The sequence below is a fragment of the Cyanobium sp. Alchichica 3B3-8F6 genome (genome assembly GCF_024346435.1).
Lineage (GTDB): Bacteria > Cyanobacteriota > Cyanobacteriia > PCC-6307 > Cyanobiaceae > Cyanobium_A.
This window is the reverse complement of record NZ_JAGQCZ010000030.1, coordinates 1-8,853: the sequence shown is the minus strand read 5'-3', so window position 1 is coordinate 8,853 and position 8,853 is coordinate 1. Positions and strand designations below refer to the sequence as shown.

The window sequence follows — 8,853 nt, the reverse complement described above, 5'->3', positions numbered from 1 at the left end:
AGAAACTGACTGTGGCTCCAGCCCTCGCCCTCAGCCTGCGAGGCGATGCTCTGCCAGTGGCAGCGGATCCATGCCAACCGCAGCTGTCGCAACAGGATCGGCAGGGCGGCTTCCGCCGCCTGGGGCCGCGGAATGGAGGGCAAGGAGGTCGTCATAGCTCTGCAGCGTGTGTTGGGAAATGCGTTGTGGCGGGTGGGGGCGATGGGGCGGCAGCCGGAAGCGTTGCTGCAGCGCCGCCAGCGACAGCCCCTGCCGTTGGTGGGCCTTCTCGAGCCAGGCGAGCACTGGCTCGTAGCCGGCCACTCGGCAGCCGACATACAGCGCCTCGACCATCAGCCGAGCGGCGGCGTCGCGATCACCGCTATTGCGCAGCTGCTTGTTGTTGGCTGCTCAGCGCCGCAATATTTCGCAGGCCTCTCCATCACCATTGCCATCCAGGTAGGTATGCCCCTGGCGCAGCAGCTCCTGGCCGCGGTCATAGAAGCTGATTTCGCCGCAGCGATAGCGGCGCCCGCCGGGAGTGGTGCCATCAGGGATGGCGACTGAACGGCGTCCGCGGCGGAAGTCCCAGGGGCGGGTGATGCCACCGGGCACCTGCCAGATGCCATAGCGGCGCCGACTCGCCCGGTGCTCGGCATCCAGGTACTCCTTGGCATCGCAGCCGCTCAGATACTGGCGGTAAGCAAAGGCCTGGCCGTCTTCCACCAGCACTAGGTTGATGTTGGTGTCACTGATCACTTCGGTCACAGAACGGCCGTAGCGATCGGTGGTTTTGACTTCGAGGGAGACCTCTCGGCCGCGGCGGAGCGGCTGGAGATCAGCGCCATGTCGGTGATGCGGGATCAGAAGAAGGCCATCGCCGCGCTGCGCCAGCAGCTCGAGGGCGGCCACTAGCCGCTGCCGCCTTCGTCGTAGGTTAATTCCACCATCGGATCCTCCTTGGGCGTCTCGGCCGCAAGGCTGAGCACTTTGGCTCCGGTCTCGGGGCTGATCAGATCGCGCCAGCAGCGCGAGCCCATTGCTGGGAGGGGTGTCGTGGTGTCAGTCATGGTTCTGGGGCTCACCATCACCCGGTAGCCGGCTGGGCGGTGCGCAGCTCCCCGTCCGATCTGGGCTGGTGCTCGCTCTGCTGGTCGCCCCATCACAGGCAGTTTGCGGCGGTGAGCAACAGCGGCTCTGAGGCAGTCGGGGCTGGTCATGATCCGGTTGCCGGTGCCGCTGCTACTCACTGCCATCAGCAGTGTCCTGCCCGCCAGGCTGCTGTCCTGCGTGCGTGCCCGTGATGCCAGGTCCGCTCCACTCCCCGCTGTAAAGCCGGCAAGCACTCCAGCGCCTTCTCTGGGTCGCTCCATCACTGGGGCCGTGCAGCACCACCTGCGAGATCGGGTGCGGCTGGTGTCTGCGATGCAGCGAACGTTCACGACTCGCTCAGCAGACTCAGCGCCTGCATCACTTGGAGGCGGATGCCCCCCAGCCGGGTCCAGGCCCGCACCGCATCCGCTCTGCTCCGGTAGGGGCGCCAGTCGTCCTCAGCGATGCGGCGCTGGAAATGGGCCGCAACACGCCGCACAACGGCGACATCGCTGGGTCTTGCCAATCGCAGCGTTGTTCCCTCGATCACCACTTCAGCAGGCATGGTGTTGAGGAGAGATCAGGAACTGGCCAGGCTCATTCTCAGTCCTTCCGAGCCCCTCTCAAGCAAGGATAGGGAAACAGCCCTTCAGCCCGTTCACCAAAATCTGCACCGCCACCGCAGTGATCAAGAGACCCATCAAGCGCTGCAGCACCCGTTCGCGGGTCTGACCAAGCCAGCCCCGCAGCCGCGGCGTGAGCTGCAGGAACAGGTAAAGCCCCATAGCCATGGCGCAGATCACCAGGCTCACCAGCAGTCGCCCGGTCCAGGCGTCGGGAGCTTCCGCAACCACCAGTGAGATCGTGCCGGGACCTGCCATCAACGGCACCCCGATCGGCACAATCGCCGCTGCCGGATCATCCGCCAAGGCACTTCCCAGCAGCGCCGGCCGCCCCTCCAGCAACCTCAGCCCCAAAGGCAGCAGGATCAGGCCACCAGCAACCCTGAAAGCCTGCAGGCTGATCCCGAATAGCCCAAGCAGGTCCGATCCCCACCAGCAGGCCACCAGCAACACAGCCAGGTAAGTGAGCACCGCCAGTCGACTGATCCGCTGCAGACGGGAACCGCTCCCGGCACCGGCCTGGCCCACGACGCTGAGCAACCCCACCGGGTCACTTAGGGCCAGCAGACCTACCGCAAGAGTGGAGAGGCTCATGGCGATGGCGGAGTGATGCCCAGCGCTTGGGCGCCAAAGCGCCGCGTCATGTCGGTCTGCAGATGCCAGGCCGTCAGCAGTGTTTTAGCGATGCGTCTGAGCTCGGCCACGTCGTTGCAGGCATCGATGGCTCTGGCCTGGGTCTCAACAACGAACAGGCGGCTGAGATCTGAATCCAGCATGATTCTTAGGCAGTATTACGAAACGTTAAGCGGTGGGCATGCGAGGCGCGGCCGGTTTCCCGCACGGTTCCCTCCACTGGTGTCGCAGGCTTCACCCACACCCAGTGTGCTAATAGAGAGCTGCAGCCGCTTGGGCTGGCGCGTTCACCGGCAACGTGGACAGCGATAGGTCAGGACAAACACCCTGCGACTTGAGAATGGCAGACAAATTGAGTTGATCCTCCAGAAGGCAGGCATGCCCACTATCCGGAAGGTAAACAATTGTGGTGTTTGGAAGAAAGCGTGACAATCGCTTCGCTTCACTTCGGGAAGGCAGGAGTCGATCCGCTTCTGAGGCCAGGATTAAAACAGGCTGACGCACGCGATCAAGGGAAAGATCCTCCAGGCGGAACTGTCGGAGCAATGCCAATCTCCAGGCAGCGCTTTGAGGCTTCACAGCCTGCATGGCAGTCAGCAGCTGCTGCCGTGTTGACCTGCTGACCCGATGGGATTGAATCAGCAGATTGCACAGGCTTAAGGTGGAGAGCTGGTAAATCGGTGCCGGCAGCAGCTGAGTCAAAGAGCTACAGACACCGATCCAGGGTTGACACTGCGCTGATGAGGCGGGATTGACCAGAATCAGTTGATCACACAGCTTCGGAAAGCGCGTGAACAATTTCAACGCCAAACAACCACCAAACGATTCACCACAAACGGTAGTCATTCGTCCAGGATGCCGTTGCTGCTCAATCTGGATTAGAGCGGCGACCTGCTCGGTCAACTCGTCCCAACCGTTGAGGTTGTCTGGGGGAATGGACAAGCAGCGAATGTCAAAGCCACTGCTGAGTCCAGGAACCTGTGGTTGAAGCAACGCACCACTGCCATCCATGCCCGGCAAAAAGACAAACAGCGGCCGAGACGGTGTTGCAGATGTGCAAGCGATGAGCCGCAGGGACTTGGGGGTGATGTTCATGGTTTGGGAGGACTGATCAGTCTCACTGGGCCAACATTTCCGCGATCTGGCTCCAACAGGCATGGGTGAGTTCTCGGGCTAGAGCAGCTCCACTGCTGCCGCAGTACCGAGATTTCCAACCCTCATCGATCAGCAGAGGATGGCCAAAGAAAACATCAACATGCCGATAAAGGATTGCAGAGTGCCAGCCATCGCGTTGAAACAATGCTTCCGATGGATCGAAGCGCCGAAACAAGGCAAGCGGAGCAAGCCTTCCCTGCTTTTCTTCCCTTGAAGCAATCGCAACCGGCAGGATCGCCAGGCCATCCACAGGCACCCTCAGGGCAAGATGGGCAAAGCCCCTATGGAACGGGCTGAGCTGCTGGGGGGGTTTGACCTTCACCATCGGATCCGCACCCTCAGGAAACACACCCACCACCTCATTGGCTTGCAGAAACCTGGCCGACTGCTGAAAGAACGACGACTGCGTTCGCTGATCAGCCTCGAGTGGAAAGGCACCCATCAGCGCAACTGCCTGCTGCAATAGCGGCACCTGGCTCATGTAATAGTGACAGACGAATCGCACGGGGCGACTGATTGCCGACATCAGCAGGGGAGCATCTAGCAGGCTGCGATGGTTGCTGACAATAAGCAGTCTATTTCTGGTGGGTATTCTTTCAAGATGATGCAACGACGCTGAAACTCGAGCGGCTTCAAGCAGGCTGCGAGACAGTTGCAAGGGGATAGTGCGTTTCATGCTTGCTGTCTTGCCACTCTCGGTGGTGGGATCGGAGTGTGTTTGCCGAGTTCCTCTTTTTGCCGGGGCTGCAGGATCTCCTGTATCAGATAGTTTTGAATCAAGAGATGGGACGGTGCGAGCGTCAAGCCTGGCGGATCACCGCACTGTCGTGCCGTTTTGCTTCAGGCGGTTCAGGCCAGGGAGGATCTGCGCCGCCTCACCAGCGGTTCGATCCACTCGTTCAGCTCCTGGCGGTGCGTTGCAGGTGCGGTGCGACTCGGCAGCCCAGCTGGATCTGCCCTTGATCGAGCAAGCGGCCCAGCCGCTGAATCGCCGCCTGCTCAGACCTGGGGAGGTGATCTTGCAGGCTCAACAGCCAGTCGATCTCGGCCTGGGTGATCACCCCGGAGCTCAGGCTTTCAAGAAACAGCTCGCCTGTAGTCATCGGTTTGTAACGAACTAGTTACATCCTGGCGGCCTGGCGGAGCGTCCGTGAGGTCTGGGGCTCCGAGCCGCCGCCCTTAAGGCACGCCGTGACCGGGATGGCATTGGTGCCCGTGGCGCTTCACGTTCCTTAACGAAGCTTGCCATGATTTTGAAAACGACCCCACCCCATGTCCACGTACACCCTGCTCGAACTGTTCGGCGGCTTCATGGCCGCCTGTGTCGCCCTTTGGTTCTTCTCGATGAACAGGTTCGTCGCGATTGACATTCCCGCCTCTAGATCTGCACCTCTGGTTGGGCTCGCGGCAGTAGCGCCTGCCGTCCGCGCCTACCTGCAGCGCCCAGGTTTGCTTGCTTCCGTCGGTCTGCTGCTATTGCGCCTGAGCATCGGCGGGCTGATGATTCACCATGGCCAGGAGAAGCTCGCCGATCCCCAGCAGTTCGCCAACACCTATGTGGCCTCGCTGCACCTGCCCTTCCCGCTGTTCTTCGCCTACGCCGCCGGCTACTCGGAGCTGATCGGCAGCTGGCTTGTGATCCTTGGCCTGCTCACGCCCGTGGGTGCCCTGGCCCTGAGCGGCACGATGACGGTGGCGGCCTATCAGCACATCTCCACCGCCGGCCTCAACATTTATGTGCTGGAGCTGGTGCTCCTCTATCTCGGCGGCAGCCTCGCCCTGCTGTTCAACGGCCCCGGTCGTTTCTCCTTTGATGCTGGCATCATCCCTGTGTTGCTAGTTGACCTCAGTGAATCCGCTGCCTCTGATGCTGGTGTCTCTTCAGTGGAAGCCGGCGAGCTGCGCGCCATCCCCATCAGCGTGAACTCAGGGTCCCGGGGTTGAGCCAACCAGCGCTGGCGCCGATGCTCCCTCGCTAAGGGGCCACCGACTTGGCCCCCCAGAACCCAGTGGCGCCAATCAGAGTGAGGGAGGGATCCTCGCCGTAATCGAGCCTCCCTCCAAGGCCAATGCCTTGAATACCTTCTGTCGCCATGACCCCACCGCTGATCTTCGTGGTAGCCCCGGCCACGCTGCTGCCAGAAGCCAACACCTCATTGGAGGATCTTCAGGTGGCTCAGGCTTTAGGACCCTCCTCCGGTTTCTCCTTGCGGATCTTCAATCGGGGCGCCGATCACCCCGACCTGGGCGGGCTCCCTGTCGATGGCCGCCTCACTGGTGAGCAGCGCCGCAGCAGCGATGGCACCGAGATGCTGTGTGATGCCCTGATCCTGCGGATCGAGCCACAGCACCACTGGCTCGGTGTCTACCAAGGTGAACCAGAGGAGCCCACAAGCCTGCAGTGCCTCGATCGCGTGGCGTTGGGCGAGCTGAGCAATGCCACCTGCTGGTTTTATCCCACGCAAGACGGCACTTTTCTGAGCTGGGAGCGCGACCTTCGCCTCAGCCTGCAGCCGGGTTCGATCGCTGATTGCCCCGAGGAGTTGGCTTCGGCGCCTTACGAGCGCAGCAGACTCTCCGTGCTCTGGAGCCTGCTGGGCGACGATGCCAGCCTCACCTGTGTGGGGCTCACCTACGGCGGTCAACGCCTCGACTGGCCGCTTCGAGTGATCAGCACTGAACCGATGGCGACCTGGGGACGCTTTCGCGTTGACAGCCAGGCTGACCACACCCTTGTGGTGGAGGACTGTCTGACGGTCTTCCCAGCTCCGCCCTGGGCGGCCTGATGTTTCCGAGCCGCCCAATGATGGCGCCGCTCCACTCAATGGCGGTAAAGACCGGTCTGGCCGAGGGGGAGGTGTTGCTGCAGATCAGTGCGGGCTGCTGGCCGTAAAAACTCTGGGCGGTTTTAGGGGCATCGATGCAGGCCAGCCGCACGGTGACGGCCTTGCCGGCTTGGCGTACGCGGATGGTGTCGCCGTCACCGATCGACAGCACCGTGGCCATAACTCCCTGGGCAGCTCCACCAGGCGGCCAGGCCAGGGCCGTCAATGCCGCTACAACCAGCAGAGCCTTGCTTGCCATCGCTGGAGTTTGCACGGGCAGCCTTTCAATGCAGCCCCTGCATGGCTACTGCGCCGGCTGCGGAATGGCGCCAATCTGGTGCTCTGAACCAGCTCACCATGGCTCCCCTTTCGCTGCTGTTTGCCCTCGCCATCGGGACGCTTTTCACCGGCAGCGCCCTAGCTCAGCAGCCGGTGCAGCCCCTGCCGAAAGTGGGAGGGTGCCCCCTCGGCTACTACATCTCTGGTGGCTACTGCGTGCCCAGCTCCGGTGGCAACACCCGCGGCGCCATTGAGAAGGTGGGCGGGGGCTGTCCGTTGGGCTTCTACTCCTCGGGCAACTACTGCGTCAGTAGCCCCAGCAATGACCGCGAGGCGATTCAGAAAACCGGCAAGTCCTGCCCGTTGGGCTGGTATTCATCCGGAAACTACTGCATCAAGAGCCGCTGAGCCACTCCGCCAACTTGGTGCAGCGCCTGCGGCCCAGGTGGTTCTTCACCGCCATGGCCAGGGCCTTCTTCTGGCCCACCAGCACCACCAGCTGCTTGCCGCGGGTGAGGCCCGTGTACACCAGGTTGCGCTGCAGCATCGCGTAGTGCTGCGTGAGCAGCGGGATCACCACCGCCGGGTATTCGCTGCCCTGGCTCTTGTGGATCGTGCAGGCGTAGGCCGGCACCAGATGGTCGAGCTCTCCCCAGCCGTAGATCACCGCCCGGCTGCCGGCGACACCAGCCTCGCTGGCGGGGAACAGCACGCTCAGTTCGCTGTTGTCGCTGTCGATTGCATCGATGGTGCCGACATCGCCGTTGAACACCTCCTTCTCGTAGTCGTTAGCGATCTGCATCACCTTGTCGCCCGGCGCAAACCGCCACCCAAAGCGCTCCACCTGCTCGGCGGGATCAGGATTGAGCAGCTGCTGCAGCTCGATGTTCAGCGACCTTGAGCCACAACCGCCGCGAGCCATCGGGCAGAGCACCTGCACCTCGCCCACCGGATCGAAGCCAAAACGGGCCGGGATGCGCTCGCCCACCACCTTGAGGATCAGGGCCACCGCCTGCTCGGGCGTTTCGGCCGGCAGGAAATAGAAATCGCTGCTCGCCCCGTCAGCTGGAGCACGCAGGTCGGGGATGGTGCCGCTGTTGATGGCGTGGGCGGTGGTGATGATGCGGCTACTGGCCGCTTGGCGGAACACCTCGGTGAGCCGCGTCACCGGCACGGCCCCGCTGGCGATCACATCGGCCAGCACCTGACCCGGACCCACCGAGGGCAGCTGGTCCACATCCCCCACCAGCAGCAGCGCCGCCTCCGGCGGGATGGCGGCCAGCAGCGAGGCCATTAGCGGCACGTCCACCATCGAGCTCTCATCCACCACCAGCAGGTCGCACTCCAAAGGCAGCTCGGCGCCACGCCGGAAGCCGTAGCTGGCCGGGTCGAACTCCAGCAGCCGGTGGATGGTCTTGGCTTCCAGACCGGTGGCCTCCGCCATCCGCTTGGCGGCGCGGCCGGTGGGGGCGCAGAGCTGGATGCGCAGCTTCTTGGCCGCCAGGATCTGCAGGATCGCGTTGATCAAGGTGGTCTTGCCCACGCCGGGCCCACCCGTGATCACCAACAGTTTGCTGGCCAGGGCCTGCTCCACCGCAGCTTTCTGACTGGCCGCCAGCTGCAGGCGGCAGAGATCACCAGCTTGACGCCACCCAGACCCCGCTCTTTGAGGTGGGAGATGAACTCCGCCCAGAAGGGCTCGCTCTCACTGTTACCCACCTTGTAGGCGAAGCCTTCTCCGCAGGAGTTGCCCAGCAACTCCCGGCGCCCGTCCTCGTTCACACCCATGGCGACGACGACAGCGCGGGAGCAGACCTGCAGGGCCTTGCCCAGCCGCCCCTTGAGGTAGGTGGCATCCAGGTAGACGTAGGCGTAGCTGCTGCTCTCCAGCGGCCGGCCCAGGAACGCCTGCACCTGCTGGTCGATGTCCTGACAGATACGGCTCACCTGCGACTTGGAGATGCCGCTCTGGGAACCCAGCGCCGCCACCAGGGAATCGACCTTGCGGGTGGAGACGCCACTGATGTAGGCCTCCATGATCACTGCGTACAGGGCCTGATCGACCCTGCGGCGGGGCTCGAGGATCGTGGGCAGGAAGCTTCCGGCTCGCAGTTTTGGGATCTGCAGCGCGAGATCCCCCACCTGGGTGGTCAGGGTGCGGGGCCGGTAACCGTTGCGGTGGCCGAGACGCTCTTCCGTGCGCTCGTGCCAGTCCGCACCGAGGAAGGCGGCAAGCTCCAGCTCGATCAGCTGCTGCAGGCCGCGTG

12 protein-coding genes and 1 pseudogene are annotated in these 8,853 nt (G+C 63.1%); 3 read left to right on the top strand and 10 right to left on the bottom strand.

The window, feature by feature from the left end:
• Positions 1–390: 390 nt before the first annotated feature.
• The 8 genes from KBY65_RS13690 to KBY65_RS13655 all read right to left on the bottom strand — a co-directional run bounded on the left by KBY65_RS13690 (position 391) and on the right by KBY65_RS13655 (position 4,585).
• Entirely contained in the window at positions 391–891 is a 501-nt protein-coding gene (locus tag KBY65_RS13690) for a thermonuclease family protein (protein ID WP_255001957.1), read from the bottom strand.
• Positions 891–1,049, bottom strand: coding sequence for a hypothetical protein (locus KBY65_RS13685; RefSeq protein ID WP_158217072.1), 159 nt, complete (start codon positions 1,047–1,049; stop codon positions 891–893). Before KBY65_RS13685 ends, KBY65_RS13690 begins: the two co-directional genes overlap by 1 nt.
• Before the next feature lie 368 nt (positions 1,050–1,417).
• Positions 1,418–1,636: a hypothetical protein gene (locus KBY65_RS13680; RefSeq protein ID WP_094561384.1), complete on the bottom strand. Its 219-nt coding sequence runs from the start codon at positions 1,634–1,636 to the stop codon at positions 1,418–1,420.
• A gap of 58 nt (positions 1,637–1,694) precedes the next feature.
• A complete protein-coding gene (locus KBY65_RS13675; RefSeq protein ID WP_255001956.1) occupies positions 1,695–2,288 on the bottom strand; it encodes a MarC family protein in 594 nt (197 codons plus the stop codon).
• A complete protein-coding gene (locus tag KBY65_RS13670; RefSeq protein ID WP_094561382.1) occupies positions 2,285–2,470 on the bottom strand; it encodes a hypothetical protein in 186 nt (61 codons plus the stop codon). The genes KBY65_RS13675 and KBY65_RS13670 overlap by 4 nt, the downstream gene beginning before the upstream one ends.
• Before the next feature lie 109 nt (positions 2,471–2,579).
• On the bottom strand, positions 2,580–3,422 hold the full coding sequence (locus tag KBY65_RS13665) for an alpha/beta fold hydrolase (protein WP_255001955.1): 843 nt from the start codon (positions 3,420–3,422) through the stop codon (positions 2,580–2,582).
• Between the two features lie 22 nt (positions 3,423–3,444).
• Entirely contained in the window at positions 3,445–4,158 is a 714-nt protein-coding gene (locus tag KBY65_RS13660; protein ID WP_094561380.1) for a lysophospholipid acyltransferase family protein, read from the bottom strand.
• Between the two features lie 223 nt (positions 4,159–4,381).
• Complete coding sequence (locus tag KBY65_RS13655; RefSeq protein WP_315860090.1) at positions 4,382–4,585, bottom strand: hypothetical protein; 204 nt, start codon at positions 4,583–4,585, stop codon at positions 4,382–4,384.
• Positions 4,586–4,754: 169 nt separating this feature from the next.
• Here KBY65_RS13655 and KBY65_RS13650 point away from each other — a divergent pair, with 169 nt between their 5' ends.
• The 3 genes from KBY65_RS13650 (at position 4,755) to KBY65_RS13635 (ending at position 6,994) form a co-directional block, all read left to right on the top strand.
• Positions 4,755–5,426 (top strand): DoxX family protein, encoded by a 672-nt coding sequence (locus KBY65_RS13650; RefSeq protein ID WP_255001954.1) that lies wholly within the window; start codon positions 4,755–4,757, stop codon positions 5,424–5,426.
• A gap of 149 nt (positions 5,427–5,575) precedes the next feature.
• The gene (locus KBY65_RS13645; RefSeq protein ID WP_254987643.1) at positions 5,576–6,268 is read left to right on the top strand and encodes a hypothetical protein; all 693 of its coding nucleotides are present in this window, start codon (positions 5,576–5,578) and stop codon (positions 6,266–6,268) included.
• A gap of 396 nt (positions 6,269–6,664) precedes the next feature.
• The gene (locus KBY65_RS13635; protein ID WP_094561415.1) at positions 6,665–6,994 is read left to right on the top strand and encodes a hypothetical protein; all 330 of its coding nucleotides are present in this window, start codon (positions 6,665–6,667) and stop codon (positions 6,992–6,994) included.
• On the opposite strand, the gene KBY65_RS13630 is transcribed toward KBY65_RS13635, so the two are convergent.
• Positions 6,981–8,180 carry an ATP-dependent RecD-like DNA helicase gene (locus tag KBY65_RS13630; RefSeq protein ID WP_255001953.1) on the bottom strand — a complete coding sequence of 400 codons (1,200 nt, stop codon included), beginning with the start codon at positions 8,178–8,180 and terminating at the stop codon, positions 6,981–6,983. The genes KBY65_RS13635 and KBY65_RS13630 overlap by 14 nt on opposite strands.
• 29 nt (positions 8,181–8,209) lie before the next feature.
• Positions 8,210–8,853, bottom strand: a pseudogene (locus KBY65_RS13625) (transposase); the annotation flags it as partial.

What these genes read in the sequence shown, in the direction of transcription:
- KBY65_RS13685 (WP_158217072.1), bottom strand. Translation starts at nt 1,049, where the DNA reads ATGACTGACACCACGACACCCCTCCCAGCAATGGGCTCGCGCTGCTGG.
- KBY65_RS13645 (WP_254987643.1), top strand. Translation starts at nt 5,576, where the DNA reads ATGACCCCACCGCTGATCTTCGTGGTAGCCCCGGCCACGCTGCTGCCA.
- KBY65_RS13650 (WP_255001954.1), top strand. Translation starts at nt 4,755, where the DNA reads ATGTCCACGTACACCCTGCTCGAACTGTTCGGCGGCTTCATGGCCGCC.
- KBY65_RS13680 (WP_094561384.1), bottom strand. Translation starts at nt 1,636, where the DNA reads ATGCCTGCTGAAGTGGTGATCGAGGGAACAACGCTGCGATTGGCAAGA.
- KBY65_RS13665 (WP_255001955.1), bottom strand. Translation starts at nt 3,422, where the DNA reads ATGAACATCACCCCCAAGTCCCTGCGGCTCATCGCTTGCACATCTGCA.
- KBY65_RS13660 (WP_094561380.1), bottom strand. Translation starts at nt 4,158, where the DNA reads ATGAAACGCACTATCCCCTTGCAACTGTCTCGCAGCCTGCTTGAAGCC.
- KBY65_RS13675 (WP_255001956.1), bottom strand. Translation starts at nt 2,288, where the DNA reads ATGAGCCTCTCCACTCTTGCGGTAGGTCTGCTGGCCCTAAGTGACCCG.
- KBY65_RS13635 (WP_094561415.1), top strand. Translation starts at nt 6,665, where the DNA reads ATGGCTCCCCTTTCGCTGCTGTTTGCCCTCGCCATCGGGACGCTTTTC.
- KBY65_RS13670 (WP_094561382.1), bottom strand. Translation starts at nt 2,470, where the DNA reads ATGCTGGATTCAGATCTCAGCCGCCTGTTCGTTGTTGAGACCCAGGCC.
- KBY65_RS13655 (WP_315860090.1), bottom strand. Translation starts at nt 4,585, where the DNA reads ATGACTACAGGCGAGCTGTTTCTTGAAAGCCTGAGCTCCGGGGTGATC.